The 24,513-nt window shown below is 63.5% G+C and carries 28 protein-coding genes and 1 pseudogene; 12 read left to right on the top strand and 17 right to left on the bottom strand.

From position 1 onward, the window contains the following. Positions 1-5: 5 nt before the first annotated feature. Positions 6-455: a type II secretion system major pseudopilin GspG gene (gene gspG / locus KHP07_RS05560; protein ID WP_099491840.1), complete on the bottom strand. Its 450-nt coding sequence runs from the start codon at positions 453-455 to the stop codon at positions 6-8. A gap of 148 nt (positions 456-603) precedes the next feature. Between gspG and gspI the strand changes: the two genes are divergently transcribed. Continuing rightward, positions 604-969 (top strand): type II secretion system minor pseudopilin GspI, encoded by a 366-nt coding sequence (gene gspI, locus KHP07_RS05555; protein ID WP_099491841.1) that lies wholly within the window; start codon positions 604-606, stop codon positions 967-969. Here the strand turns inward: gspI and KHP07_RS05550 are convergent. After that, positions 956-1,387: a type II secretion system protein N gene (locus KHP07_RS05550; protein WP_078049051.1), complete on the bottom strand. Its 432-nt coding sequence runs from the start codon at positions 1,385-1,387 to the stop codon at positions 956-958. The genes gspI and KHP07_RS05550 overlap by 14 nt on opposite strands. 93 nt (positions 1,388-1,480) lie before the next feature. Here KHP07_RS05550 and gspH point away from each other — a divergent pair, with 93 nt between their 5' ends. Beyond that, positions 1,481-1,933 carry a type II secretion system minor pseudopilin GspH gene (gene gspH / locus KHP07_RS05545; RefSeq protein ID WP_214496750.1) on the top strand — a complete coding sequence of 151 codons (453 nt, stop codon included), beginning with the start codon at positions 1,481-1,483 and terminating at the stop codon, positions 1,931-1,933. After that, a complete protein-coding gene (locus KHP07_RS05540) occupies positions 1,930-2,526 on the top strand; it encodes a type II secretion system protein GspJ (protein ID WP_078049053.1) in 597 nt (198 codons plus the stop codon). The genes gspH and KHP07_RS05540 overlap by 4 nt, the downstream gene beginning before the upstream one ends. A 160-nt stretch (positions 2,527-2,686) precedes the next feature. Here KHP07_RS05540 and KHP07_RS05535 read toward each other — a convergent pair whose 3' ends face one another. The 3 genes from KHP07_RS05535 to KHP07_RS05525 are packed head-to-tail and all read right to left on the bottom strand — an operon-like array spanning position 2,687 to position 4,837. Next, positions 2,687-3,613 (bottom strand): FecR family protein, encoded by a 927-nt coding sequence (locus KHP07_RS05535; protein WP_214496749.1) that lies wholly within the window; start codon positions 3,611-3,613, stop codon positions 2,687-2,689. A gap of 37 nt (positions 3,614-3,650) precedes the next feature. Then, positions 3,651-4,196 carry an RNA polymerase sigma factor gene (locus tag KHP07_RS05530; protein ID WP_078049055.1) on the bottom strand — a complete coding sequence of 182 codons (546 nt, stop codon included), beginning with the start codon at positions 4,194-4,196 and terminating at the stop codon, positions 3,651-3,653. Then, positions 4,193-4,837 (bottom strand): TonB family protein, encoded by a 645-nt coding sequence (locus tag KHP07_RS05525; RefSeq protein WP_078049056.1) that lies wholly within the window; start codon positions 4,835-4,837, stop codon positions 4,193-4,195. Before KHP07_RS05525 ends, KHP07_RS05530 begins: the two co-directional genes overlap by 4 nt. Positions 4,838-5,054: 217 nt before the next feature. On the opposite strand from KHP07_RS05525, the gene KHP07_RS05520 reads away from it, so the two are divergent. Further along, entirely contained in the window at positions 5,055-5,366 is a 312-nt protein-coding gene (locus KHP07_RS05520) for a hypothetical protein (protein WP_214496748.1), read from the top strand. 900 nt (positions 5,367-6,266) lie between these two features. On the opposite strand, the pseudogene KHP07_RS05515 reads toward KHP07_RS05520, so the two are convergent. Beyond that, positions 6,267-6,458 (bottom strand): annotated as a pseudogene (locus KHP07_RS05515) (NAD(P)-dependent alcohol dehydrogenase); the annotation flags it as partial. Positions 6,459-6,562: 104 nt separating this feature from the next. Here KHP07_RS05515 and KHP07_RS05510 point away from each other — a divergent pair. The 3 genes from KHP07_RS05510 (at position 6,563) to KHP07_RS05500 (ending at position 9,754) form a co-directional block, all read left to right on the top strand. Beyond that, complete coding sequence (locus KHP07_RS05510; protein ID WP_100490380.1) at positions 6,563-7,459, top strand: VOC family protein; 897 nt, start codon at positions 6,563-6,565, stop codon at positions 7,457-7,459. After that, positions 7,456-8,847, top strand: a complete 1,392-nt coding sequence (locus tag KHP07_RS05505) for an alginate export family protein (RefSeq protein ID WP_214496747.1) — start codon at positions 7,456-7,458, stop codon at positions 8,845-8,847. Before KHP07_RS05510 ends, KHP07_RS05505 begins: the two co-directional genes overlap by 4 nt. Positions 8,848-8,935: 88 nt before the next feature. Then, the gene (locus KHP07_RS05500) at positions 8,936-9,754 is read left to right on the top strand and encodes an alpha/beta fold hydrolase (RefSeq protein WP_214496746.1); all 819 of its coding nucleotides are present in this window, start codon (positions 8,936-8,938) and stop codon (positions 9,752-9,754) included. Between the two features lie 54 nt (positions 9,755-9,808). Here the strand turns inward: KHP07_RS05500 and KHP07_RS05495 are convergent, their stop codons facing one another. Together KHP07_RS05495 and KHP07_RS05490 are read right to left on the bottom strand one after the other, a co-directional pair. Further along, complete coding sequence (locus tag KHP07_RS05495) at positions 9,809-10,195, bottom strand: DoxX family protein (protein ID WP_078049061.1); 387 nt, start codon at positions 10,193-10,195, stop codon at positions 9,809-9,811. 77 nt (positions 10,196-10,272) lie between these two features. Beyond that, positions 10,273-11,148 (bottom strand): LysR family transcriptional regulator, encoded by an 876-nt coding sequence (locus KHP07_RS05490; protein WP_078049062.1) that lies wholly within the window; start codon positions 11,146-11,148, stop codon positions 10,273-10,275. Between the two features lie 112 nt (positions 11,149-11,260). Here KHP07_RS05490 and KHP07_RS05485 point away from each other — a divergent pair, with 112 nt between their 5' ends. Together KHP07_RS05485 and KHP07_RS05480 are read left to right on the top strand one after the other, a co-directional pair. Continuing rightward, positions 11,261-12,493 carry a YbfB/YjiJ family MFS transporter gene (locus KHP07_RS05485; protein ID WP_214496745.1) on the top strand — a complete coding sequence of 411 codons (1,233 nt, stop codon included), beginning with the start codon at positions 11,261-11,263 and terminating at the stop codon, positions 12,491-12,493. Beyond that, positions 12,490-13,488, top strand: coding sequence for an NAD(P)H-quinone oxidoreductase (locus KHP07_RS05480; RefSeq protein ID WP_214496744.1), 999 nt, complete (start codon positions 12,490-12,492; stop codon positions 13,486-13,488). Before KHP07_RS05485 ends, KHP07_RS05480 begins: the two co-directional genes overlap by 4 nt. A gap of 121 nt (positions 13,489-13,609) precedes the next feature. On the opposite strand, the gene KHP07_RS05475 is transcribed toward KHP07_RS05480, so the two are convergent. The 3 genes from KHP07_RS05475 to KHP07_RS05465 form a co-directional block, all read right to left on the bottom strand. After that, positions 13,610-14,734, bottom strand: coding sequence for an alkene reductase (locus KHP07_RS05475; RefSeq protein WP_078049065.1), 1,125 nt, complete (start codon positions 14,732-14,734; stop codon positions 13,610-13,612). Between the two features lie 78 nt (positions 14,735-14,812). Continuing rightward, a complete protein-coding gene (locus KHP07_RS05470; protein ID WP_100490376.1) occupies positions 14,813-15,490 on the bottom strand; it encodes a type 1 glutamine amidotransferase domain-containing protein in 678 nt (225 codons plus the stop codon). Further along, positions 15,487-16,116: a TetR/AcrR family transcriptional regulator gene (locus tag KHP07_RS05465; RefSeq protein WP_214496743.1), complete on the bottom strand. Its 630-nt coding sequence runs from the start codon at positions 16,114-16,116 to the stop codon at positions 15,487-15,489. Before KHP07_RS05465 ends, KHP07_RS05470 begins: the two co-directional genes overlap by 4 nt. 173 nt (positions 16,117-16,289) lie before the next feature. Between KHP07_RS05465 and KHP07_RS05460 the strand changes: the two genes are divergently transcribed. After that, positions 16,290-17,234 (top strand): GlxA family transcriptional regulator, encoded by a 945-nt coding sequence (locus tag KHP07_RS05460; RefSeq protein WP_078049068.1) that lies wholly within the window; start codon positions 16,290-16,292, stop codon positions 17,232-17,234. Here the strand turns inward: KHP07_RS05460 and KHP07_RS05455 are convergent. Then, positions 17,212-17,718: a GNAT family N-acetyltransferase gene (locus KHP07_RS05455; protein ID WP_214496742.1), complete on the bottom strand. Its 507-nt coding sequence runs from the start codon at positions 17,716-17,718 to the stop codon at positions 17,212-17,214. The genes KHP07_RS05460 and KHP07_RS05455 overlap by 23 nt on opposite strands. Positions 17,719-17,897: 179 nt before the next feature. On the opposite strand from KHP07_RS05455, the gene KHP07_RS05450 reads away from it, so the two are divergent. Continuing rightward, entirely contained in the window at positions 17,898-18,770 is an 873-nt protein-coding gene (locus KHP07_RS05450) for an undecaprenyl-diphosphate phosphatase (protein WP_214496741.1), read from the top strand. Positions 18,771-18,809: 39 nt separating this feature from the next. Here the strand turns inward: KHP07_RS05450 and KHP07_RS05445 are convergent, their stop codons facing one another. The 4 genes from KHP07_RS05445 to KHP07_RS05430 are packed head-to-tail and all read right to left on the bottom strand — an operon-like array spanning position 18,810 to position 22,281. Continuing rightward, positions 18,810-19,634, bottom strand: coding sequence for a sugar phosphate isomerase/epimerase family protein (locus tag KHP07_RS05445; RefSeq protein WP_214496740.1), 825 nt, complete (start codon positions 19,632-19,634; stop codon positions 18,810-18,812). A 1-nt stretch (position 19,635) separates the two neighbouring features. Continuing rightward, positions 19,636-20,835: an NAD(P)/FAD-dependent oxidoreductase gene (locus KHP07_RS05440; protein ID WP_214496739.1), complete on the bottom strand. Its 1,200-nt coding sequence runs from the start codon at positions 20,833-20,835 to the stop codon at positions 19,636-19,638. Positions 20,836-20,837: 2 nt separating this feature from the next. Then, complete coding sequence (locus KHP07_RS05435) at positions 20,838-21,158, bottom strand: MocE family 2Fe-2S type ferredoxin (RefSeq protein ID WP_028619741.1); 321 nt, start codon at positions 21,156-21,158, stop codon at positions 20,838-20,840. A 28-nt stretch (positions 21,159-21,186) separates the two neighbouring features. Further along, positions 21,187-22,281 (bottom strand): fatty acid desaturase family protein, encoded by a 1,095-nt coding sequence (locus tag KHP07_RS05430; RefSeq protein ID WP_214496738.1) that lies wholly within the window; start codon positions 22,279-22,281, stop codon positions 21,187-21,189. Positions 22,282-22,443: 162 nt separating this feature from the next. On the opposite strand from KHP07_RS05430, the gene KHP07_RS05425 reads away from it, so the two are divergent. Then, positions 22,444-23,487, top strand: coding sequence for a LacI family DNA-binding transcriptional regulator (locus tag KHP07_RS05425; RefSeq protein ID WP_214496737.1), 1,044 nt, complete (start codon positions 22,444-22,446; stop codon positions 23,485-23,487). Here the strand turns inward: KHP07_RS05425 and rtcA are convergent. After that, a complete protein-coding gene (gene rtcA, locus KHP07_RS05420) occupies positions 23,484-24,509 on the bottom strand; it encodes an RNA 3'-terminal phosphate cyclase (protein ID WP_214496736.1) in 1,026 nt (341 codons plus the stop codon). The two genes, KHP07_RS05425 and rtcA, sit on opposite strands and share 4 nt — an antisense overlap. Positions 24,510-24,513 lie beyond the last annotated feature (4 nt).

Below are 24,513 nucleotides of genomic sequence, written 5' to 3'. Positions count from 1 at the left end.
GCGCCTTACAGCTGCCAGGAGCCAATATCGGCATTCACGCCATCGCCATCCGGCTGGCCGTCGGCGCCGAGGGAGAACACATCCACCTCGCCATTGGCGCCTGGGTTGAGGTAGTGATAAGGGTGGCCCCACGGGTCATTGGGCAAGCGTTCCAGGTAGGCGCGCCAGGTGCTGTTCTTCGCATCCGCCGGGCGTTCCACCAGCACCTTCAAGCCCTGGTTCATGCTCGGGTAAGTGCCGTGGTCGAGGCGGTAGAGTTTCAGCGCCTGCATCAACCCGCCGATGTCCTGTTTGGCCGCCGTGGCCCGCGCCTGGTCCGGACGGTCGAGAACCTTGGGCACCACCATGGCCGCCAGGATCCCGAGGATGACCACCACCACCATAATCTCGATCAACGTGAAGCCACGCTGCCCGCGAGGGCCTGGCAATGGGGACGTTAGGCGCGCGATATCCATCTCGACATTCCTTGGCTTGAGTGCAATTCGTGGCGCAGTGTTGCAAGAACACATGTCAGTCGTATTGAAAATCCTCGGGAGTTTCGGTCGCCAATCGGTCAACTGCCGGCGCTAGTCTGCGGGCCTGTTTCCAGGCTTTGAGAGCGCCATGTACGGCCGTCGCAAGGAGCAAGGTTTTACCCTGATTGAAGTGCTGGTGGCGCTGGCGATCATCGCCGTGGCCATGGCCGCCGCCGTGCGCGTGGCCGGGCTGATGACCCAGAGCAACGGGCTGCTGCGGGACAAGTCGATCGCCTTGCTGGCGGCCCAGAGTCGACTGGCGGAGTTGCGCCTGGAGGGACACCTGCGCAGCGGCCAGAAGACGTTCGAATGCGACCAGGGCCGCCTGAAACTGCGTTGCGAGCAGACCATCAACGCCGATGGCCGCGTGTTTCAGATCAACCTGCAGGTGCTCGACGCCAGTCGCGCAGCCCCGCCCCTGGCGCGCCTGGAAACCCAGGTCATGGCCGAGTGAGCAGCGGCAACGCCGGCCCTTGCGGCAACTTGTCGAGGTTGACGCGCAGCGTCTCGCCACCGCGTTCGATCTCCACGCCGTCGCCTTCGATGGCCGTCAGCCGCACGCCGGGGCTGAGCCGTTCACCCAGTAGAAAACTGCGTGGCGGGCCGTCATTCAGACTGAGGATCGCCACCGCCCCTCGCGCGCCTGCCAGCACCCCCGTGACCTTCACCTGCAGCGCCGTCGGCGCATTGGAAAACCACTGCAGCGCCGGGTTGTCGCTGCGCGCCGCCAGTGCCTGGGGCGTGGCTGGCGGTGTGTGGGATTCGGCGGTGGTCAGCAGCAGCGGCGTCCATACCGCCACGCCCGTCAGCGCGGCCAACATACCCAGCGCCTGCACGCCATGGGCCAGGGTGAAGCGAGGGATGAATGTCATGGGCAGAACCTCCTGTTTGTCCGTCGCACCAGCCTACAGGTCAATTCGCACGCTTTTATTTCACACACTCCCCAGTTCTCCAGGTGGTCACCGATGAAACAGCAAGGCTTCACCCTGATCGAGCTGATGGTGGTGCTGGTGATCATCGGCATCGCCAGCGCCGCCATCAGTCTCACGATCAAACCCGACCCGTTGCACCTGCTGCGCAAGGACGCCGAGCGCTTGAGCCAACTGCTGCAAGTCGCCCAGGCCGAAGCCCACGCCGACGGCCGCCCCATCACCTGGCGCGCGGATGCCAAAGGGTTTCGCTTTAACCGCCAACGGGACGACGGCCAGGGCATCGAAACGTTTACAAACGACGATCAACTGCGCCCGCGCCTCTGGGAAAGCACGCCGATGAACATCAGCATCGAACCCCGCCAACCCCTGGTGCTCAACGCCGAATGGATCAACCCGCCGCTGCGCGTGGTGCTGTCCGACGGCCAACACAGCCTCAGCCTGCAACGCGACGCCGCCGGCCTGATGCGCGTGGTCAGCCAACCATGAACAGGTCCCAGCAAGGCTTCACCCTGATCGAAGTGATGGTGGCGATCATGCTCATGGCGGTGGTCAGCCTGATCGCCTGGCGTGGGCTCGACAGCGTGACCCGGGCGGATCAGCATTTGCAGGCGAGCACCGAGCAGACCGAGGTATTGCTGCGCGCGCTGAACCAGATGCAACGGGACATCAGCCTGCGCGCCCGTGTCGAACTGACGCCCCCGGACACGGCACAAACGGAAGGCCTGGCCGCCGTGACCGTGCGCAGCTCCGACAGCAAAGGCTTTCGCCTCGACGTGATCCGCAGCGCCCCCATGGCAGGCGATGGCCTGCAACGGGTACGTTGGTGGCTCAAGGGCGACGCACTGTATCGCGCCGCCGCCCCGGCGCGGGATCGCTACCCCCTGCCGGCAGCGAAGGACGGCGTAGTGGTGCTGACCGGCGTCAGTGACTTGCAGGTACGGGTGTGGGAAGCAGAAAAAGGCTGGCGGCAGCTGAGCGGGAATCGACGCGAAGACCCGGTGGGACTGGAGATCAGCCTGGTGCGACAGACGCCGCAGGGGGTAGAAAAATACCGGCAGGTCGTGGGGCCGTTGAAGTAGGGGCGGCCCCTCGGCCGTCCCGCCGCCGTCAACGTTCGCGCTGGCCTGTCTCAAGCCACGCTGTGTTGACACTCAAGGTTGTCGCCAGTTTTTCCATGCGCGCAACCGGCAGCCCGCGTGAAAACCAATTGTTGAGGCACGGGATGAACAATCAAGGCCTTCAACTCAACAACACCACCCCACCCGGCAACTCCGTACACTTGGCCCCGTACGCATCCCGAATCAACAACGCCACACCCGCCAGTTGCTGCAAACTGAACCGCGCTTGCACCCGGCGTTGGCCCAGTTGCTTATTCAACAGCACCAGCATGCCGGGGCGGTATCGGTTGATTTCATCCACCACCGTCGCCAGGGTGGCGTTGTTGAAGACCAGCACTTGCTCACGCCAGGCCACGACCGCCTGGGTGTCCACCGTCGTCACGTCGCTGACGCCGGCAGCGCCGTAGGTGAGCTGCCGGCCGCTGTCCAGGCGCACGCTGCGCCCGGCGATGTCCACCAGAAGTGAACCTTCGATGCAGGTGACGCACACGTTGTAGTCGGTATTGCGCAGGTTGAAGCGCGCCTGTGCCGCGCTTACCCAGCCTTCGCCGGCCTGGACCTTGAGCGGTTGTACCACGTGGGCGACCACTTCGACTTCGCCCTCGAGCAGCTCGATGCCCTGCCCCACCCGGCTGATGCGGGTCTGGGTGTTGAGTTCCAGGCTGATGCCGTCGCTCAGCAGGACTTGGCGTTGCTCGCCGACCTCGGTGCGGTAATCGGCGGTGAGCCCGGCAAAGCCACCCGGTACGCCGACGCGAACCATTACCACAGCGGCAGAGGCGGCGATCGCACCGCCCAGGAAGGCACGCCGGCCAAAGCTGCGCGGTTGCGAGACGTGCTCCAGCGCAGGCGCCACGTGCTGCCACAGCGTCTTGGCCTGCTCGAATGCCTGGGCATGTTCCGGGCTTTGTGCGCACCAGGCCTTGAGGGCCTTGGCATCGGCCACGGTGGCGCGGCCCGAGGTCAGCAGGACCAGCCAATCGCGGGCTTCATCGTGCAGGGGGCTGGCGGCGGATTGCCGGGCGGTGGAGAGGCTAAAAATATTCAAGCGCGCACGTACTCACGGATTTATCAGGGACTCGACACTAAGACGGTTTTCCGGCCCCGGGACCGAACCGCTGAATCACTTTTCTTTCCAGGCGCTTGGCACAGTGGCCCAGGGCAGCCTTGATTTCTTTCTCGACCATGCGCGTGGAAATGCCGAAACGCTGGGAGATTTCCAGGTGCGGCGCCTCCTCCAGGCGGGCGGCGATGAGGATTTTGCGCCGGCGTGCCGGCAGCTCGTAGAGGGCCTTGACCAGGGATTGGATGTCTTTCTGGCCGCCCACCACCCGCGACGGGTCCTGGGCTTCGTCGGCGCTTTGCAGCAACTCTTCCACCTCGCTGCCGGTGAGCAGGCGCGCATCGGCCTGGCGGCGGTCGGCGGCGATGTTCAGGGCCATGCGGTACAGGTAGGCATTGGGCTGCTGCAGGTTCGGCGGCACGTCCATGCGGTCGACCCGCAGGTACGTCTCGTGCAGCACGTCGTTGGCCAGGTCCTCCGAGCCCAGGCGCTTGCGCAAACGCACCTTGAAGTCTTCGTAGGAGGCCAGGAACAAGCTGACCATTGTGCTGTGCCCGGAATTTTTCATCCGCCCGAGGCTCCTTTCGCTGCTGTGCATTCCATGCGTGTTCCTGTTGTGTCAGGCATCAAAAGTAAAGTCACCGGTTGGCGCAGCGAGCTTGGCGCCGGGCGTTCGACCCGCGCCGTTGCCAGGCTGCGCACCAGTGCTTCATCGCGTTGTTCATCGCCGGTGGAACTGACCAGCCGGCTGTGTTCGATCACCCCGTCCGGGTTGACCCACACCTGCACCAGCGCACGAAAACTGCCGGGCCGGGTCAGCGGCGAACGGCACAGGCTGCCTTCGATGGCTTGCTGCAGCGCCGTCGCGTAGCTGTTGTTGATCCGCACAGCACTGCGTGCCGCCGCACCACGGCTGGGGGGCGGCTGACTGACCTGCGGGGCCTGCAAGGTAAACGCATCGCTGCGTGCATAACGGGCCATCAGGCCACTCCCTGTCAGCAACATCGCCAGTGCCTCTTGCGCCGTAAAGCGCCCGCGCACCCCGATGGCACGCCGGCCCCGCGTCAACTCGCGGTCAACCAGCACCGCCATCCCGGTGGCGCGGCTGTAGGCTTGCAGTGCGTGTTCCAGGTCTTGCGCCGGCAGGTCCAACGATAACAGGGGTGAATCTGCCTGCGCTGCGCGACCACCGACCAGCAGCAACAGCAAGACCAGGGCGCATGCGACGCGCCTCCAGACTCCCTGTTCACCCCCTGCTCTGCATCGCTGCACGGCCGACGCGCCCTAGAAAACCGTCATCCTGAGGCCAGTTTATGAACCTGATGTTACGGTGATAGCAAAAAAAACATCACGGTGATGAGAGGCGCGCTGCACTAGACTTTCAAGCCTAACCGGCCCCCTCCCCAGGGCCCGCCAGGAGGCCCCGATGAAATCGTTACCGACCCTCGCCAGCCTGTTGCTGTGCGCCGCCCTGCCCTTGCTGGCCCATGCCGACAACAGCGCCGGCACTTGCGCCGAAGTCACGGTGGATGGCTACAAGGCACCGGACTATGGCTGCCTGAGCCAACAAATGGGCAACGACACAAATACGGCCAAGGCCGCGCAAAAGAACCGCGAAGCGCAGGCCCTTTCCGTGGAAAAGCGCCTACCGAATAAAATTGGCCTGACCACCCCGGCGGCGACCAGCGTACGCATGGGCAATACCTTCGGGACGTCGGTGAAGCCGCAGCGGCCTTGAGAAATCAAGCGCCCAGGCAATGCCATCGCAGGCAAGCCAGCTCCCACATGGGAACGGGATCGACAGCAAAAACCCGGTCGGCTTTAAGGCCGCCTTCGCAGGCAAGCCAGCTCCCACATTTAGATCGCGGGGCTACAGCCAGATAGCGGTCAGCTGTCAGGCCGCCTTCGCGAGCAAGCCCGCTCCTACATTTGACCGAGATCGACAGCAAAAACCCGGTCGGCTCTAAGGCCGCCGCGCTTTGCTTTTGATCTTGGGCGCCCCGTCAAACACGCTGGCCGGAATTCGACAGGGATTTGGGGGGTAAACCGGCAGGGATGCCGGTTTAGCCGCCCCGCGCCATGGATGGCGCGTGGCGGCGGCCCCCCAAATCACTGTCGGATTACGGGCATACCGAGCCTTGGCGAGGTACCGAGTGTTGGGGCGAAGGCCTTTTGCTTACTTTTGGGCCTTTCCAAAAGTGAGCCGCTGTAAGAGCGGAACCATAAGCGGCCGTTACCGCAGCAACGGATATGTACCCCGCCAGATCCAACATCCAGGCCGGCTGTCAGGCCGCCTTTGCAGGCAAGCCAGCTCCCACATTTTGATCGCGGGGCTACAGTCAGATAGCGGTCAACTGTCAGGCCGCCTTCGCAGGCAAGCCCGCTCCCACATTTTGATCGCGGGGCTACAGTCAGATAGCGGTCAACTGTCAGGCCGCTTTCGCAGGCAAGCCAGCTCCCACATTTGGATCCCGGGGGGACAGTTGGAGAGTGGTCGGCTGTCAGGCCGCTTTCGCAGGCAAGCCAGCTCCCACATTTAGATCGCAGGGCTACAGTCAGATAGCGGTCAACTGTCAGGCCGCCTTCGCGAGCAAGCCCGCTCCCACAGAGAGCTGATACCACCGAATCGTCGGTGGTATCAGGCGGCGTGGCTTTCTTTTTTCAAGCGGTCCATGTCGATCACGAACCGATACTTCACATCGCCCTTGAGCATCCGCTCATACGCCTCGTTGATGCCCTGGATATCGATCATCTCAATGTCCGAGGCAATCCCGTATCTGGCGCAGACGTCGAGCATGTCCTGGGGCTCCTGGATGCCACCGTTCAACGATGACCCGCATAGACGCTGAATCGTTCAACCGAGCACGTCCGTACAATCCGCCGGTCGGCCCCGTTCCTAAGATCGAGACTTTCTCAAGACGCAGGAGAGTGGGCATGAGCAGAAAAGTAAGGACGGTTGCGCTGGCAGTCACGTTGCTGGCCGAGGCCATGATGGGCAATGCCTTTGCAGCGACAGCGGCGGTCGCCGTGGCTCCGCAATACGACACCAGCCACGTTTACGTCGCCCCGGCCGATGTGGACCGTTTTACCCAGAGTTTCCTGGCCACATTCGGCGGCAAAAGCACGCCCCAAGTGGTGGTGAACGTGTTGCCGGTGCCCAGCAGCACCACCTCGCAACTGTTGCAGACACCCGTTGGCACAGTGTCGCTGTTCGGTTTCACCACGCCGATCCCGCACCCGTTCGGCCAGGAGCGCAACGGTTACCTGGTCAAGGACATGGATCTCGCCCTCAAGGCCGCCCGGGAAAACGGCGCGGCGGTGATCGTCAGCGACTTCCCCGACCCGATCGGACGTGACGCGGTGGTGCAGTGGCCAGGCGGTGTGAACATGCAACTCTACTGGCACACCAAGACCCCGGATTACGCCGCGTTCCAGACCGTGCCGGAAAACCGCGTGTACCTCAGCGCCGAGCGTGCCGACAGCTTCATCAAATCGTTTGTCGGCTTCTCCCATGGCAAGGTGCTGACGGATGACAAACACGCCCCTGGCGTGGATATCGGCCAAGCCAACGGTAACTACCGTCGCGTCGACATCGAATCGCCGTTCGGGCGCATGGCCGTGCTGGTCACCAACGGCCAACTGCCCTACCCGTTCGGCCATGAGACCACCGGCTATCAAGTGGCTGACCTGACGGCTACCCTGGGCAAGGCCACCGGCTCCGGCGCCAAAGTGTTGGTGCCTGCGTTCGACAGCAAAGGCCGCCGCAGCGCTTTGGTGGAGTTTCCGGGCGGCTACGTCGCGGAGATCCATCAACTCAACGCCGCAAAATGATGCGCCGCACAGGCTGGGGCCTGGCCGTGCTGTGGCCGCTGCTCGTCAGCAGTGTCCACGCCGACGAGCAAGCGACACGCCCGGCCATCAAGGCCAACCGCTGGCAGGAAGACTGGTCGGTGCTGCAGGACCCGGCGCTGCGCACGCAGCCGCTGGACAGCTTGAAGTACATCCCGCTATCCAGCGCGAACCCCTACACCTACTTGTCCCTGGGCGCGACGTTGCGCGAGCGTTTCGAGATGAACGATGCCAGTGGCTTCGGCGTGCGGGATGTGAAGCGTGATCGCTACCTGATCCAGCGCTTCCAGGTACACGCCGACCTGCATCTGAACGAGCACTGGCGCGTGTTCACCCAATTGGAAGATGCGCGGGCGTACGACAAGACGACAATCGGCGGCGCCGACCAGAATCGCGTCGACCTGCGCCTGGCCTTCGCCGAGTATGTGAATACCTTCAGCAGTGGGACCCTTAAGGCCCGTGTCGGGCGCCAGGATTTCGCCTTCGACCTGCAGCGCTTCATCTCATCGCGGGACGGCCCGAATGTGCGGCAGTCCTTCGATGCGCTGTGGGCCGACTGGGAGACCTCCAACTGGCGTTTTATCGGGATCGCCAGCCAGCCGGTGCAGTATCAGGACGGGCGTCACTTCGACGACAAATCCAACAGCGATGCGCGCTTCCACCTGGTCCGTGTGGAGCGACTGGTGGGCGGCAATAACGAGTTGTCCGCCTACTACGGCGTGTATGAGCGCACCGCCGCTCACTACCTGGACGCCGACGGCGACGAGACCCGCCACCTGTTCGACGCACGCCTGGGCGGCGCGGCCATGGGCTTTGACTGGGACATCGAAGCGATGCTGCAAAGCGGCTCGGTCGGCAACAAGGACATTCGCGCCTGGGCCGGTGGCAGCCGTACCGGCTACACCTTCGACAGCCTGGCCTGGAAACCGCGCGTCGGTCTGCAACTGGACATCGCCTCGGGCGACCGCAAAACCGGGGATGGCACCGTCGGCACCTTCAACCCGCTGTTCCCCAACGGCTACTACTTTTCCCTGGCGGGCTACACCGGCTACAGCAACTTGATTCACGTCAAGCCGTCGATCACGGTCAAGCCGATCGACAAGCTCAGCGTGCAAACCGCCATCGGCCTGCTGTGGCGCCAAACCACCAGCGACGCGGTCTATACCCAGCCCAACCTGCCGGTGGCCGGCACCGCAGGCCAGGGCAATCGCTGGACCGGCGCCTATGCGCAAGTGCGCACCGATTATGTGTTCAGCCCCAACCTCACCGGCGCCGTCGAGGCCGTGCACTACGACGTGGGCCAGACCCTGCGCGATGCTGGTGGTGACGACAGCAATTACCTGGGGGTCGAGCTCAAGTTCAGTTGGTAACCCCAAGCAAGCACACCCGTACAAGCCCTTGAACCGGTTAACGGCAATAGTGATCCTGCGTTTTACACCACCTTGAAAGGAGATGTTCATGAGCACATTCGTCGCCAAAGACGGTACCCAGATCTATTTCAAAGACTGGGGCAGCGGTAAACCCGTGCTGTTCAGCCACGGCTGGCCGCTGGACGCCGACATGTGGGAATACCAGATGGAATACCTGAGCAGCCGCGGCTTTCGCACCATCGCGTTTGACCGCCGTGGGTTCGGCCGCTCGGATCAACCCTGGACCGGCAACGACTACAACACCTTCGCCGACGATATCGCCCAGTTGATCGAACACCTGGACCTCCAGGACGTGACCCTGGTGGGCTTCTCCATGGGCGGTGGCGACGTCGCCCGCTACATCGCACGCCATGGCAGCGCACGCGTGGCCGGGTTGGTACTGCTGGGCGCGGTGACACCGCTGTTCGGCCAGAAACCGGACTACCCGCAGGGTGTGCCGACTGAAGTATTCGATGGCATCAAGGCCGGCCTGTTGAAAGACCGTGCGCAATTTATCAGCGACTTCAACACGCCGTTCTTCGGCCTCAACAAGGGCCAGAAGGTCTCTGATGGTGTGCTGACCCAGACCCTGCAAGTGGCGATGCTGGCATCCCTAAAGTCGACGGTGGATTGCGTGACCGCGTTCTCCGAAACCGACTTCCGCCCGGACATGACCAGGATCGACGTACCGACCCTGGTGATCCACGGTGACGGCGACCAGATCGTACCGTTCGAAACCACCGGTAAAGTGGCGGCCGCCTCGATCAAGGGCGCCGAACTGAAAGTCTACAAGGACGCGCCGCACGGGTTCGCCGTGACCCACGCGCAGCAGTTGAATGAAGACCTGCTGGCGTTCCTGCAACGCTGAAACGCCTGCACCACCCTCTCCTTATTTGGCCGGGCTTGCCCGGTCTTTTTTTGCTCAGGAGAAACGCTGGCCCAGGACCAGGCGACCGGGTCCGCTGATCAGCAAGGTGGTGAAGATGATCAACAGCAGCCAGCCGAACTGCCCTTCGAACAACGTCCACTCCGGGTGCACCACCCACAAAGCGATCAACAGCACCGCCAGGATCGGCAGGCACGCCAGGCGCACCAGCACCCCGGCAATGATCAGCAGCGGGCACAGCACTTCAGCGAAAATCGCCAGCAGCAACGTGATAGTCGCCCCCAGGTGAAACGGATCTTCGATCAGCTTCAATTGCTCGTTGTAGTTGAGCAACTTGGGCAAGCCATGCACCCACAGCAGGAACAGCGCCCCGCTGATCCGCAGAAACAATAGTCCCAGGTCCTGACGCGTCGATTCGTTCATAGGTGCTCTCGGTTGATTGCCACAAACGTTGATTGTGGCGACCGGGCCACCTAAGCGCTTGCAAGCCTGTGCTGACCTCACTCCCCGGTGCCGGCAAACGCCGCCACGATTTCATCGATCACCGCCCGCACCCGGGCGGTGTGGCGCAGGTCGGCGTGGGTCACCAGCCACACGTCATACGGCAGTGGCCGGGTACGCTGCGGCCACAGGCGCACCAGCCCGTCGCGCTCACCGGTGTACACCGGGATTTCACCGATGCCGATACCCGCGGCGATGGAGCGGCGTACCAGCAGGCTGGAACTCAAGGCGGCGACAATGCGCCCGCGCGCTACGGGCTCAGAGACCAGGCTCATGTCCTTCTGGCTTTGCAGGTAGGGTTGGTAGACCACCAGGTCATGGCCTTCGAACAGGCTGCCCGGCGTGGGCACGCCGTGGCGGTCGATATAGCCCTGGGACGCAAACAGTCCGACCGGCCAGCGCGCAATGCGCCGGGCGATCAGGTCGGGGTTGTCCGGGCGGGTGTTGCGCACGGCGATATCGGCTTCCCGCTTGGCCAGGCTGAGGATCTGGGTGGAGGCGTCCAGTTGCACGCGCACGTCGGGGTGCTTGTCGTGCAGGCGCGCGATGGACGGAATCAGGAAGTCGATGGCCAGGGAGTCGGTGGTGCTGACCCGCACCGTGCCGGTCAGGCGGTCATCCAGGCCCTGGATCTGCCGCTCCAGGTCGAGGGCCGAACGCTCCATTTTCTCCACCGAGAGCAACGCCGCTTCGCCTACCGCCGTGAGCGCGTAGCCTTCGGAGGTGCGCAGGAACAAGGTCGCGCTCAAGGACTTTTCCAAGGCATTGATCCGCCGCCCTACCGTGGCCTGGTCCACCCCCAGCACCCGCGCGGCACCGCGCAGTGTGGACTCACGGCACACCGCCAGGAACACCCGTGCATCATCCCAATTCATACCGCCCTCCAGTGATGCATATCTGCATCGCCATGACGCTAATTCGCTGCATTATTGCATCTTAAAACCTCTTTATGCTGGCCGCCAGAGAAAAACCTTGAGGACCGCCATCATGCTCGACACCCCTGTTTCATCCCGCAGCGCGGTCTGGCTGCCGATCTTCGCCGGCCTGTGTGCCAGCCTGGTCAGCATTGGCCTGGCGCGCTTCGCCTATACGCCACTGATTCCAACGCTGATCCAGGCCCAATGGTTTTCCGCCAATGACGTGGTCTATCTCGGCGCCGCTAACCTGGTGGGCTACCTGATCGGTGCGCTGATCGGCCGGCCCATCGCCCAGCGCACCTCGAACAAGACTGCCCTGCGCATCATGATGGTCGCGGTGACCCTGGCGTTCTTCGCCTGTGGCTTTGCGCTGTCGGTGGTGTGGTTCTTCGCCTGGCGCCTGCTGTCGGGGATTGCCGGCGGCGCGATCATGGTGCTGGTGGCCGCCACCGTGCTGCCCCACGTGCCGGCTGCCCGTCGGGGCCTGGCCAGTGGCGCGATTTTCCTGGGCATCGGCCTGGGCATTGCCGGCTCCGGTACACTCGTGCCGCCGCTGTTGAGCCTGGGCTTGCAGCAGACCTGGTTTGGCCTGGGCCTGTTGGCATTGGTGTTGACGGCGGCCAGCTGGTTCGCCTGGCCCACCGGTACGCTGCAGGAAGCACCGGCCCCCACGGGCACTTCAGCGCGGATGCCATCCGGCGTGTACCTGCTGTTCGCCCAGTACGCCTTTATGGCGGCGGGCCTGGTGCCGGCAATGGTGTTCCTGGTCGACTACGTGGCCCGTGGCCTGGGTGCCGGTGCACACACTGGCGCGATGATCTGGGTGATGTACGGCCTGGGCGCGATTGTGGGCCCGGTGAGCTACGGGTTCCTCGCCGACAAACTCGGCGCGCGCTTGAGTATCCGCGTGGTGCTGGTGGTACAGGCAATTGCGGTGGGCCTGTTGCCGGTGGCCGGCTCCTTTACCGGCCTGGCAGTGCTGGCGGTGCTCCTGGGTTCCTTCCCACCGGGCATCGTGCCGCTGGCCCTGGCACGGGTGCATGAACTGCTGCCCAACCATCACCAGCAACAAGTGGCCTGGAGCCGCGCCACCGTGTCCTTTGCAACGTTTCAGGCGCTGTCCGGGTTTGCCTATTCAGCCCTGTTCAACAGCAGCGGCGGCCAGCATGGGCTGCTGTTCCTGATCGCCGCCGGCGCGATCGTGGTCGCACTCGCCCTGGAACTGGGCATGATTGTGCTGAACCGTCGACCGCTCGACACGGTCCCAACCCATACGCTCATCGCTGCAGGTACTTTGAAATGACGCTTCCTAAAGAAATGACCCTGATTGAAATCACCACCCCCGGCGCACCTGAAGTGCTGCAACCGCGCCGCGCCGATGTGCCGGTCGCAGGCCCTGGCGAAATCCTGATCCGCGTGCATGCCGCCGGGGTCAACCGCCCAGACGCCCTGCAGCGCGCCGGCAAGTACCCGATGAAACCCGGCATGAGCCCGATCCCAGGCCTGGAAGTGGCCGGCGAAGTGGTCGCCCTGGGCGATGGCGTGAGCGAGTACGTCGTCGGCGACAAGGTCTGCGCCCTGACCAATGGCGGCGGCTACGCGCAGTTCTGCAGCGTACCGGCCAGCCAGGCCCTGCCGATCCCGGAGGGCATGGACTGGATTCAAGCCGCCGCCGTGCCGGAGACCTTCTTTACCGTGTGGGCCAACCTGTTCGGCCTCGGCGGTGCGCACAAAGGCCAGCGCGTGCTGATCCACGGCGGTACCAGCGGCATCGGCACCACCGCCCTGATGCTGTGCCGCGAATTTGGCATCCAGGCCTTCGCCACCGCCGGCAGTGCCGACAAGTGTGCCGCGATTGCCAAGCTGGGCGCCGAGCCGATCAATTATCGCGAGCAGGACTTTGCCGAGGTCATCGCCAAGCGGACCGGCGACAAGGGCGTGAACGTGATCCTCGACATCATGGGCGCCTCCTACTTGAACAACAACATCAAGTCCCTGGCCATGGACGGTCACCTGGTGATGCTGGGCTTCCTCGGTGGCGGCAAGGCCAACGACGTCGACCTGCTGGGCATCCTTGGCAAACGGGCGGTGATTACCGGCTCGCTGTTGCGTGCACGCACCCGGGAAGAAAAGGCCGCGATTGCCGAACAATTGCGCGAATACGTGTGGCCGGTGCTGGCCGCCGGGCGTTGCCTGCCGATCATTGACAAGGTGTACGAATACACCGACGCCGCCCAGGCCCATGCGCGGATGGAGGGCGGTGATCACATTGGCAAGATCGTGCTGCGCGTGGAGTAACACAGGGGCTGGCTTGCGTGGGAGCTGGCTTGCCTGCGATAGCATCGCCGCGGTCTGACTCCTACACCGAGATGCCAGCATCGCAGGCAAGCCAGCTCCCACCTTGATCAGCGTTGCCTGGCTATTGGGCGTACACCGGGTAGTCGATATAGCCTTCTGCACCACCGCCGTACATCCCTTCAACCCGCAGCGGATTCAACGGCCACCCGTTGAACAACCGCTGTGGCAAGTCCGGGTTGGCTATGAACGGCCGCCCGAACGCGATCAAGTCCGCCAGCCCGGCTTCGACCAGACCGGCACCGCGCTCAGCGGTGTAGCGACCGGCGTAGATGATGCGCCCGCTGAACGTGTCGCGCACCGCGCGGCGGAACGATTCGGGCAACACTGGGGCGTTATCCCAGTCTGCTTCGGCAATGGACACATAGGCGATGCCCGACTCTTCCAGCACCTTGATCGCTTCGACGTAGGTGTGATGCGGATCGTCTTCCACCAGGCCGATATACACCCGGTCCTGATCAGTGCCGCTGAACAGCGGTGAGAAACGCACCCCCAGCCGCTCAGGCCCGACCACCGCGCTCACGGCTTCGACGATCTCGCGCAGAAAGCGCAGGCGGTTGTGCAGCGAGCCACCGTATTCGTCATCACGCTGGTTGGCGTGGGCCGAGATGAACTGGTTGACCAGGTAACCATTCGCCGAATGGATCTCCACCCCGTCGAACCCGGCATCCAGTGCATTGCGTGCGGCCTGGGCGTAGTGCCCGACCAGTTCCTCGATCTCCAGGATGGTCAAGGCACGCGGCACTGGCGGTTGCTTCAGCTCCCCAACGCCCGGCGCGGTTTCGATGAAGGCCTTGGCCTGTAGCGCCTGGAGTGCCGAGGGTGCGACAGGTGCCGCGCCGTCTGGCTGCAAGGCGTTGTGGGACACCCGGCCAACGTGCCACAGCTGGGCGAAGATCACCCCGCCTTCGGCATGCACCGCCTCGGTGACCTTGCGCCAGCCGTCGATCTGCGCCGGGGAGTAGATACCTGGCGTCCAGGCATAGCCCTGGCCACGCGGTTCAATCTGTGTGCCCTCGCTGACCATGAAACCGGCACTCGCGCGCTGGCGGTAGTACTCGGCCATCAAGTCGGTGGCGATATCGCCCGGTTGCGCACTGCGCTGGCGTGTCAAGGGCGGCAGCACAATACGGTTGTTCAGCGTGTGGTGCCCCAGTTTTACCGGAGTACTTAAAATAGGCTCATTCATTGAATCATTTCCAAATAGCGGGCGCGCTAAAGCATTGGCGACTTATAAAAGTCACCAATGCATCAAGCGGTCAGTTAATTAAGCGGTGAGTGTCAGCAGGGCTTTGGCGACATCACTGGAACTACCAGGGTTTTGCCCGGTGACCAGCAAGCCATCGGTGATGACAAAGGATTGCCAGTCAGCGCCTTTCTCATAAAGGCCACCCAACTTCTTGAACTCATCTTCTACCAGGAACGGCACCACATTGGTCAGTTCCACTGCCGCTTCTTCCGAGTTGGAGAACCCGGTGACGCGACGGCCCTTGACCAACGGGTCGCCGTTGACCGCCTTGACATGACGCAAGGCGCCCGGTGCGTGGCAGACGAAACCGATCGGCTTGCCAGCGCGCTCGAAGGACTCGATCAGGGCGATCGACACCGGCGACTCCGCCAGGTCCCACAGCGGACCGTGGCCGCCTGGGTAGAACACGGTGTCGAAGTCATCGGCGTTGACCGAATCGAGCTTCAGCGTGTTCGCCAGGGCCTGCTGCGCAGCCGGGTCGGCGGCGAAGCGGTGGGTCTGTTCGGTCTGGAAGTCCGGCTGGTCGCTCACCGGGTCCAGGGGCGGCTGGCCGCCGGCAGGAGAAGCCAGCACCACCTCGGCACCGGCGTCCTTGAACGCGTAATAGGGGGCGGCAAACTCTTCGAGCCAAAAGCCGGTCTTGCGCCCGGTATCGCCGAGCTGGTCGTGAGAGGTCAGTACCATTAATACTTTCATTTTCCAGTGCCTCGATAAGTGGAGTTGTCAGTCTGTTCAGGCCAACCCAACAACTGCCGGGTCAACCCCAGCGCCTCGTCAAAAGGCGCCGTAGTACGGGTGATCTTGCTCATGACGCTGGTCCCCAGCCACAACGCATACAGGCGCCGGGCCAGGCTTTCGGGGTGTTGCGCAATGACGACCGAACCGTCTTCGACGCCCTGTTGCAAAGCCTCGGCGAGCAAGCCGATGGTGCGTGCGGTGCCGCGTTGCAGGGCCAGGCGCATCGGCTCTGAAAGGTCTGACACCTCAGCGCCGAGTTTGACGGCAAGGCATTTGCCCGCGTCGGTGCAGCCGGTCTGGTTGTCGATCCAGCAGTCCCAATAACGCATCAACTTGGCGTGCTGGGTTAAGCCCGGCTGGTCGAACAGCTGTTGCATGCCGTGCACGTAGTTGTCGAAGTAGTGGTCGAGCAATACAACGCCGAACGCATCTTTGGAGGTGAAGTAGTGATAAAACGAACCTTTGGGTACTTCGGCGGCTTGCAGTATTTCGTTCAGGCCCACCGCAGAAAATCCTTTGCGACGGACAATACGTTGCGCGGTGTCGAGAATGGTCTGCCTTGCACTTTTGGTTTCGTTGCTCATGCTTCATCCCGTCCGATTAGACCAGTCGTCTAGTTCGTTGAGGGAATGTTAGGAGGCGGGCCAATCGCGCACAATGTCAGATCCGCAAGGATTCCGGACATGCCGCGAAGGCAGTTGCCGTTTACCCGGCACACGCCGACAATCCCCTCTCCCGCGCCCCTTGGAGAATGACGATGCACAGCGTTGCGCTGATGGTTTACCCGAACTTCCAGTCCCTGAGCCTCAGCCTGGGGTCGGTGTTCGAGTGCGCGAACCTGCTGCGCGGCGAGCCGGCCTATGAGTTTCACTTGGTGTCGGAGAGTGGCGGCGCGGTGATGACGTCCCAGGGTTTCTCGGTGAACACCACGCCGATCCGGCCGGAGGGCTACGACACCCTCATCGTCAGTGGCTACCTGGAATTCCGCCTGCCGGAAGCCAACCTGCTCGAACTGGTCAAGGCCGCGTCCGCCCAGTCGCGGCGCGTGGCCTCCTTGTGCATGGGCATCTTCGTGTTGGCCGAAGCCGGCCTGCTGGCAGGCAAGCGCACCACCACCCACTGGATTCACGCCCCGGCCTTTCGCAAGCGCTACCCAGACATTCGCCTGGAGGAAGACAAGCTGTTTATCGTCGACGGCCAGGTATGGACAGGCGCCGGCATGAGTGCCGGCGTGGACCTGGCCCTGGCCATGGTGGAGAACGACCTGGGCAGCGACCTGGCCCGGCGCATAGCGCGCAAACTGGTGATCGCCCAACGGCGCGGCAGTGAGCAATCGCAGTTGTCGGCGTTGTTGGAACTGGACCCAAAATCGGACCGCGTACAACTGGCCCTGGCCTACGCCCGCGAGAACCTGACCCACGACCTTTCGGTGGAAGCCCTGGCCGACGTCGCCCGGCTCAGCCCGCGCCAGTTCAGCCGGGTGTTCCGTGAAGAGACCGGACAAACGCCGGCCAAGGCCATCGAATCCCTGCGGGTGGAAGCCGCCCGGGCGATGATGGAAACCAGTCGTCACCCGGTTGAAGTGGTGGCCCGCGAAACCGGGTTTGGTGATCGCGAGCGCATGCGCCAGGCGTTTTTAAGGGCGTTCGGGCAGCCGCCGCAGGTGATGCAGCAAGCCTTTAATGCAACGCTGCCCGCGTAATCAGGTAACTCACCAACTGCGGGTCATCGTCCAGCTCAATTGTCTGCACCGGGCGTGGCAGGTTATCCAGCACTGTGCGCCAGAACGCTTGGGACACTTCGTCCTGGTCATAGAAGCGCACCAGCCAATTGGCGTCGCCACTGCACAGCACCTGGCTGGCGATGGCGCGGCCGATGCCTTTGCGGCGGTAGCGCTTGAGGATGAACAGGTCGGCCAGCTCCAAGGCGTCGATGCCCGGCAGTTCGCTGCCTTCGATCAGCAGGAAGCCGGCGATATAGCCATCGACCAGCAGCAGGTTGGCGCTCCATTGCGGGTCCTGCCAGTAACGGGCCAGGTGTTCGTCATGGATGTAGAAGCGGCCGTCCGCCTCGACATCTTCCTGCTCCCAGTCCGACGACTCATAAGCGTAATACTGGTAGAGATTGCGGATCAGCTCGGCGTGCTCCGGGCCGGTCTGGATCAGTTCGACGGTGGTTTCAGGCATGGGGCTCTCGGTCAGGAATGCAGGGCGACATTGTTCACAAAACGCGGGGACAGTCCAATAGCGTCGCCAACCTTTCTACTTGCTGAACCGATTGCAAATAGGTGTTGCCTCCCCCGAAACCCTGAAACATTTCGAATAAACTCCGCGAAATTGCCTCCCCTTTTTCAAGGACACGTATTGTGAGCAACGTCTGTTCCGCCGGCCTGGATGTCGGTTTTGCCTCCCTGGATTACCTGCAGATCTTCATCCTGGGCGTGATCCAGGGCATTACCGAACTGTTGCCGGTGTCGTCCACCGCCCATATGCGCGTAGTACCCGCCCTGCTCGGCTGGCAAGATCCGGGCTCGGCGTTTTCGGCGGCCATGCAGTTGGCGGCGCTGGCGGCGGTGGTCAGTTATTTCTGGCGCGACGTGCGCCAAGTGACCACCGGCAGCATCGGCGCAGTGCGTCGAAGTGACTACAACGACCCGTGGTTCAAGCTGGCCGTGGCGATTGTGCTGGCGACCGTGCCGATCGGGATCGCCGGCCTGGCGCTGTCGTCGACCTTGAATGCCTGCAACTCGCCGTTGCGGGGGCTGATGGTGATCGGCATTTCCTGCGTGGTGATGGCGGTGCTGTTGGCCGTGGCCGAAGTGCGCGCACGCCACACCCGGGAGATGGGTGAAATGCGCCTGCGGGATGCGTTGATTGTGGGGGTTGCGCAGATTGGCGCGCTGATTCCTGGCGTCTCGCGTTCCGGTTCCACCCTCACCGCCGCGCTGTTCCTGAACTTCAAGCGTGAGGAAGCCGCGCGGTTCTCCTTCCTGCTGGGCCTGCCGGCCATCGCCCTCGCCGGCCTGAAGGAGCTGTGGGTGCTGCTGCATGCCGACCTGCCGGTGCACGCCTGGCCGCATTTGCTGTTCGGTTTGGTGGTGGCGAGCGTCTCGGCATTTTTTGCGATCTGGGGGCTGATGAAGTTCCTGGAGCGGTTCTCCACCTGGCCGTTCGTGATCTACCGCGCGCTGCTGGGGATTTTCCTGATCGTGGCGGTGAGCACCGGCCTGCTGCACTGACCCCGTCCTGTAGGCATTGGCAAGCCGGCTCCTACAGGGTCAACGGGTGGTCTGGCAGTCTTGCCACACTTGCCGAATCAGCGTCTGGAGCTTGAGCGCTTCGCTCCAGCGATCGCTGATCTCGCGGCCGTCGGCACCGGTGATCGCATAAGGTGGAGGGCCGAGTTCACAGGTGAAGGACAGGCTTTGCGGTGTGTCGGGCCGGGCCAGCCAGTCCTCGATCCCGTAGCGCCACCATTGGGTAAAACGCTGTACCCAGGCTTGGTGTTGAGGGAAGTCCAGGGAGACCTGCACTTGTTCGCTGCTGGCGACACGACCGTGGAAACCCCAGCTGTGGCGCAAAATCGTCTGGATCTGTTGATCGTCTTCAGCGGCGCCCGGCTCCGGCAGCTCACGCCCGACCACGTAGTGGGACAGGTCGGCCAGCAGTTTCAAGTCGGGCATCTGTGACAGCAGGTCGAGGGTGAACAGCAGGTCATTGGTGAGTCGATAACGGTGGGTTTCCAGCAGCACCGGAAAGTCCACCTGCTCGGCCAGGCGTTGCCAGCCTTCGACCAATCGGGCCGCTTCGGATTGGGTACGCGGGCGCACATCGGCTTGCAGGGTGAGGTGGTGGCAGCCGTAGCCGCTGATCACATCCAGCGCGGCCGCCAGGTCGTCCACCGTTTGCGGGAACAACTGGCCTTCGACCTGCAGGCCCCTGGCCGTGGCGGCGGCGTGCAAACGCGCGACGTCGGCGGGCTTGAAGTAATGGTCGGTAATGCCGTCGAAACCGGCGGCCTTGATGCGGTCGAGTTGGGCATCGAGCGAACCGGGCTCGGTTTGCATGGCCCACAGGGATTGGAACACCAGAAATTGACGCATATCAGCCTCGCAGCAAGTATTTGAGGGACAGCTCGGGGTCGGCCAGGCTGGCGGGGGCCAGCGACAAGTGTGCGTTGATCAGGCGCTCGCACAGCTTGATGTCCTTGGCCACGCTGTTGCCTGGCGCCCAGCCGCAGGCACCGTGCAAGCGCTGATCGGCATCCAGGTAGAACAGCAGCACGCCACCGCTCGCCAATGGGCGACTGACCGTCAGGGGCGTCATCACACCCACGGTCTGCAAGCCCCAGTCGTACTGGTCGGACCAGAACCCGGGGAGTGCCTCGAACGGCACGTCGCGACCGAGCAGGTTCAGCGCCGCATGCCGCCCCTGGGCCTCGGCGTTGCGCCAGGTTTCCTGGCGCTGGTAGTCGCCACCCAGGCGAAACTCGCACACGTCACCGGCGGCATAAATGCCCGGCGCGCTGGTGCGCAGGTGGCTATCGACGCGAATGCCCTGCCCCACTTCCAACCCCGCCGCTGCGGCCAATTCGGTATTGGGTTGCATGCCGATGCCAACCACCACAAGGTCGCAGGGCAAGCGTTGCCCGTCGACCAGCCACACGGCGTCGGCCTGGATGGATTCCAAGGCCACATTCAAGCGCACGTCGACCCCGTGCTGACGATGCAGCGCCAGCAGCGCCTCGCTGATGACCGGCGGCAACACCCGCCCCGCCAGGCGCGGACCGGCTTCGAGCAGTGTCACCTCGCAGCCCAGGCCACGTGCCGTCGCTGCCACTTCCAGGCCGATAAAGCCACCACCGACCACCACCAGCCGCGTACCTGCCTTCAGCGCACTGCGCAGGGCCAGCGCCTCATCATGGGTGCGCAGGTAAAGCACATGGGCCTGCTCCTGGGGCAAGCGGCGCGCCCGGCCGCCAGTGGCCAGCAACAGGCCTGCGTACCGCAGCCACTGGCCGTCGGCGAGTTGCAGCCGATGCTGCTGCGGCTGCAACTGCGTCATCGGGTTACCGGCGATATGCTCGATGCCCAGCTCGGCCAGCCGCGCGCTGTCGCACAGGCTGCAGCCAGCCAAGTCCGTCGTGCCCTGCAACACGCCCTTGGACAGCGGCGGCCGCTCGTAGGGCAAGTGCGGTTCGTCGCCGATCAGGATCAGGCGCCCGGCATAACCTTCTTCGCGCAAGGTCAGCGCCGCACGGCCACCGGCATGGCCGGCGCCGACGATGATCAGGGGGGCGTTCATCATCACGCCGTGACGGCGAGCAATACTCGCCCCGCTTCGACCCGTACCGGGTAGGTCTTGAGGTTGACGCACACCGGCGCGCCGAGGGCCTTGCCCGTACGATAATCGAAACGCCCGTTGTGCTTGGGGCACTCGATCACGTGGTCCATTACCAAGCCGTCGGCCAGGTGGATTTTCTCGTGGGTGCACAGGCCGGCGGTGGCGAAGAATTCATTCTCGGCCGAGCGGTACAGCGCGTAGGTGTGCGGGCCGTGGTCGAAGCGCAGCACGTCTTCTTCGTCTATTTCGCCCACGGCGCAGACGTCGATCCATTGATCGTTCATGGTGTTTTCTCTTGTTCTAGGGGGGAATTCAGCCAGCAGCTGTTTCTGCATGCAGCGGGGCATGGGCAGCCGGTTCGGCTTTAGTGTGGATCGGGCGCTGGATGAAGTAGGTCGGGTCGCTGCGCTGCTTCCAGATCGTCGGCAGGATTTCCTTGTACGCCTCGAACAGGTTGGCGTACGGCGGCGGGCAGTCGCTGCGGATTTCTTCGTGCAATTGCGCGAGCGCGTGGTACGGCACCATCGGGTACATGTGGTGTTCGAGGTGGTAGTTCATGTCCATGTAGATAAAGCGCAGCACGCGGTTCATGTAGATAGTGCGGCAGTTGCTGCGGTGGTCCAGCACGTCTTCCGCCAGGCCGACGTGCTGGGTAAGGCCGAAGATATAGCCGAGCCAGGCACCGTAGAGGCTCGGCAGACCCATCAGCATCAGCGGCAGCCAGCTGTGCAGGTACAACGCGGTGCCAATCACCACCGCATAAATACCAACCCAGATCCGTGCCGCGCGAAACACCTTGGGCCATTCGGATTCGGGAATGAAGTCCGCCTCCTGGGCACTCACCTTGCCAACGGCATGCCGCGCCACGCCGCTGAAGGTTTTCCAGGCCAGGGGCAGGTTGAACAGGCTCAAGAACATCATCAAGAAGCTTGGCGGACGCGGCTCGACGATCTCCGGGTCGCGGCCGACCACGATGGTGTCGGTGTGGTGACGGGCATGGCTCCAGCGCCATACGTGGGGTTCGAAGATGCACATGAAGCTGGCGACCTGATAGAGCACGTCGTTCATCCAGCGGGTCTTGAACGCGGTGCCGTGGCCGGTTTCATGCCAGCGCGGGTTGGACGCGGTGCCGTAGAGCACGCCATAGGCGAGGAAGAACGGCACACAGGCCCAGGTGCCCCAGAACCAGTAGCCACCAACACCGGCGGCAAACAGCGCGCTCACCCAAATAGCGGTGTCGAGCAGGGCCGGGCTGTCGCGGCGTTGCATCAGTTCTTTCATGCGCTTACGCGAGATCGGGGATTGGTACCAACTGGCCGAGACCAGGCCTTTCTCAAAGGCGCGGGCGGCTTCGGGGCCGGTGAGGCTGTAGTCGCGACGCGTGATAGGAGCAGTGTGTTCAGGCATTGTTATTGTTCTCCACAAGCGGGTGGTTGCTGGTGCTATGTGAAACCCACCATAGAGAACGGGTAATTCCCCCTCAAGGCCTTGAATCCATTCCCTATCAAGCTATCATCCAGGCCCAGCGGGGCTTGATAGTTTTCTATCAAGACGCTCAAGGGGCCTGTCATGAACAACCATAAACGCCCAACCATCGCCACCGTTGCCGCCCATGCGGGGCTCAGCGTGGCCACCGTCGACCGCGTGTTGAATGCACGCGCGCCGGTCAATCCAGAGACCGCCGAGCAGGTGTTCCAGGCGGCCGAAGCCGTGGGGTATTTCGCGGCGCGGTTGATCGGCCAGCGTATCCGCGAACGCCGGCCAACCTATCGCTTCGGCATCCTGTTGCTGGCGACCGCCCAGGCGTTCTATGCCAGCCTGGCGCAGGCGATCAGCGCCGCCGCCGAGCAGCATGCCGGTGCCAACCTGACGTGCCAGTTCGAGTACATCGTCGATCGCACGCCCAGCGCCATTGTCGCGCAGATCGAACAACTGGCCGTGCAATGCGATGGCCTCGCGGTGGTCAGCTTTGCCCATCCGCTGATCAACGCCTGCCTCAAGCAGATCCGCGAAGCCGGTGTACCCGTGGTTGCCCTGCTCTCGGATATCCACGAACAGGCCGAAGAACCCTACGTCGGCCAGGACAACCATGTGGTCGGCCGCACCATGGGCTGGCTGCTCGCCCGCACCTGCGGCGCGCGCAAAGGCAGCGTGGGCATCCTGCTCGGCGGCCATCGGTTTCTCGGCCACCAGGCGCGGGTCGAAGGCCTGCACAGTTACCTGGCCGAGCACGCGCCAGGGCTTAAGCCGTTGGAGCCGCTGATCAACCTCGACAACTGCGACATCACCGAAGAAGCCACCCTCGACCTGATCAGCCGCCACAGCGAGCTGCGCGGCCTGTGCGTGGTGGGCGGCGGCGGCGACGGCATCATCAGCGCCCTGGCACAATTGCCCAAGCGCCCGGCACTGTGTTGCATCTTGCAGGAGTCCACCGAGCTGTCACGCCAGGCGTTGCGCGAGGGGGTGATTGATGTGGTGATGGATTCACAGCCACGGCACACGGCGACCGCACTGGTGCAGTTGATGGTGCAATTGCAGGGCGCTGAGGGGTTCGATCCGGTGCGGCAGCGGGTGTATATACCGCCGCACATTGTCACGTCGGAGAACCTTTAGCGGGCGCGGCACTCGATTTTCAAACCGCCCTCCTCCAGCACGTGGCTCTCGATCACCATAGGCAGGAAGCGTTGGATCACCTGCATGTTGCTGTGCAGATGGTCGCTCATATGTGGCGTGGTGAAACGACCACCGCCAGCCAATGCCATCGGCAACAACAACTGGTCGGCCAGGTGCTCACCCACCGCCGCGTCGGTCCCCCGCCACTCCATGGCTTGGTCGATGGCCTGGTCGGCCACGGTCTCGGCACGCACGTTGGCCAGGCCGAACGCGCTGAACACTTCGGTGACGTGCTCGTGGACATACTCCAGCATCAGCACGTTGCCCGGTCCTTGCGCGGGGTCGACCTCAATCGGGAGCCACTGGCTGTCGTCGAACGACAAGCGCTGGCGCACGCGCTTGAACTCGCGCTCGCTCACCTGGGCAGGCAACCCGGCGTTCAGCGTTATCGCGCGGGCTTCGAGCAACTTGCCGCGCTGCATCAACTGCAACGGCGCCAGTTCGCCGGGCTGGATATAGACCTCCAGCTCGCCGCCGCCTGCGGGCACAAACCCATGCCGGTTCAAGCTCAATTCGATACGCGCGCCCATGCGCCGCAACAGCGGGAGCCAGGCACGCTGCAGAAAGTCCACCGGCGGTGCCAGTGGGTTATGGGTGCCGCCATAGATCGTCACGCGACTGGCCGTGGGGGCGCGCAGCAATGCCGGCAGCAAAGTCTGTAACACCAGGGTGCAACTGCCGGCCGTGCCGATGGAAAAGCGGTATTCGCCCCCTTGGATCGGACCGGGCTCGAACACCAGGGACTGCGAGCCCAATTGCGCACCGTGCACCTGGGCACCACAGACTTGCGCCGCCGCCAGCACAGCGGTCAGGTGTTGACGCATCAAGCCTGGCCGACTGCGCTTGGCGCGAATGTTTTTGATCCGCAGGGTCAGCCCGGTCACCATCGACAGGCTCAGGCCACTGCGCAGCACCTGGCCGCCGCCAATGGCCCCATCGAGTTCAATCACGTCCTGTTTCATCGTC

Origin of the sequence: Pseudomonas sp. VS40, assembly GCF_018587885.1 — a bacterium.
Lineage (GTDB): Bacteria > Pseudomonadota > Gammaproteobacteria > Pseudomonadales > Pseudomonadaceae > Aquipseudomonas > Aquipseudomonas pergaminensis.
The sequence above is the reverse complement of the archived record's forward strand: the minus strand, read 5'-3'. Positions and strand labels throughout refer to the sequence as shown.

Excerpts from the sequence above, each read along its gene's own strand:
- gspG (WP_099491840.1), bottom strand. The coding sequence starts at position 455 with ATGGATATCGCGCGCCTAACGTCCCCATTGCCAGGCCCTCGCGGGCAG.
- gspI (WP_099491841.1), top strand. The coding sequence starts at position 604 with ATGTACGGCCGTCGCAAGGAGCAAGGTTTTACCCTGATTGAAGTGCTG.
- KHP07_RS05550 (WP_078049051.1), bottom strand. The coding sequence starts at position 1,387 with ATGACATTCATCCCTCGCTTCACCCTGGCCCATGGCGTGCAGGCGCTG.
- gspH (WP_214496750.1), top strand. The coding sequence starts at position 1,481 with ATGAAACAGCAAGGCTTCACCCTGATCGAGCTGATGGTGGTGCTGGTG.
- KHP07_RS05540 (WP_078049053.1), top strand. The coding sequence starts at position 1,930 with ATGAACAGGTCCCAGCAAGGCTTCACCCTGATCGAAGTGATGGTGGCG.
- KHP07_RS05530 (WP_078049055.1), bottom strand. The coding sequence starts at position 4,196 with ATGAAAAATTCCGGGCACAGCACAATGGTCAGCTTGTTCCTGGCCTCC.
- KHP07_RS05520 (WP_214496748.1), top strand. The coding sequence starts at position 5,055 with ATGAAATCGTTACCGACCCTCGCCAGCCTGTTGCTGTGCGCCGCCCTG.
- KHP07_RS05510 (WP_100490380.1), top strand. The coding sequence starts at position 6,563 with ATGAGCAGAAAAGTAAGGACGGTTGCGCTGGCAGTCACGTTGCTGGCC.
- KHP07_RS05505 (WP_214496747.1), top strand. The coding sequence starts at position 7,456 with ATGATGCGCCGCACAGGCTGGGGCCTGGCCGTGCTGTGGCCGCTGCTC.
- KHP07_RS05500 (WP_214496746.1), top strand. The coding sequence starts at position 8,936 with ATGAGCACATTCGTCGCCAAAGACGGTACCCAGATCTATTTCAAAGAC.
- KHP07_RS05495 (WP_078049061.1), bottom strand. The coding sequence starts at position 10,195 with ATGAACGAATCGACGCGTCAGGACCTGGGACTATTGTTTCTGCGGATC.
- KHP07_RS05490 (WP_078049062.1), bottom strand. The coding sequence starts at position 11,148 with ATGAATTGGGATGATGCACGGGTGTTCCTGGCGGTGTGCCGTGAGTCC.
- KHP07_RS05485 (WP_214496745.1), top strand. The coding sequence starts at position 11,261 with ATGCTCGACACCCCTGTTTCATCCCGCAGCGCGGTCTGGCTGCCGATC.
- KHP07_RS05480 (WP_214496744.1), top strand. The coding sequence starts at position 12,490 with ATGACGCTTCCTAAAGAAATGACCCTGATTGAAATCACCACCCCCGGC.
- KHP07_RS05475 (WP_078049065.1), bottom strand. The coding sequence starts at position 14,734 with ATGAATGAGCCTATTTTAAGTACTCCGGTAAAACTGGGGCACCACACG.
- KHP07_RS05470 (WP_100490376.1), bottom strand. The coding sequence starts at position 15,490 with ATGAAAGTATTAATGGTACTGACCTCTCACGACCAGCTCGGCGATACC.
- KHP07_RS05465 (WP_214496743.1), bottom strand. The coding sequence starts at position 16,116 with ATGAGCAACGAAACCAAAAGTGCAAGGCAGACCATTCTCGACACCGCG.
- KHP07_RS05460 (WP_078049068.1), top strand. The coding sequence starts at position 16,290 with ATGCACAGCGTTGCGCTGATGGTTTACCCGAACTTCCAGTCCCTGAGC.
- KHP07_RS05455 (WP_214496742.1), bottom strand. The coding sequence starts at position 17,718 with ATGCCTGAAACCACCGTCGAACTGATCCAGACCGGCCCGGAGCACGCC.
- KHP07_RS05445 (WP_214496740.1), bottom strand. The coding sequence starts at position 19,634 with ATGCGTCAATTTCTGGTGTTCCAATCCCTGTGGGCCATGCAAACCGAG.
- KHP07_RS05440 (WP_214496739.1), bottom strand. The coding sequence starts at position 20,835 with ATGAACGCCCCCCTGATCATCGTCGGCGCCGGCCATGCCGGTGGCCGT.
- KHP07_RS05435 (WP_028619741.1), bottom strand. The coding sequence starts at position 21,158 with ATGAACGATCAATGGATCGACGTCTGCGCCGTGGGCGAAATAGACGAA.
- KHP07_RS05430 (WP_214496738.1), bottom strand. The coding sequence starts at position 22,281 with ATGCCTGAACACACTGCTCCTATCACGCGTCGCGACTACAGCCTCACC.
- KHP07_RS05425 (WP_214496737.1), top strand. The coding sequence starts at position 22,444 with ATGAACAACCATAAACGCCCAACCATCGCCACCGTTGCCGCCCATGCG.
- rtcA (WP_214496736.1), bottom strand. The coding sequence starts at position 24,509 with ATGAAACAGGACGTGATTGAACTCGATGGGGCCATTGGCGGCGGCCAG.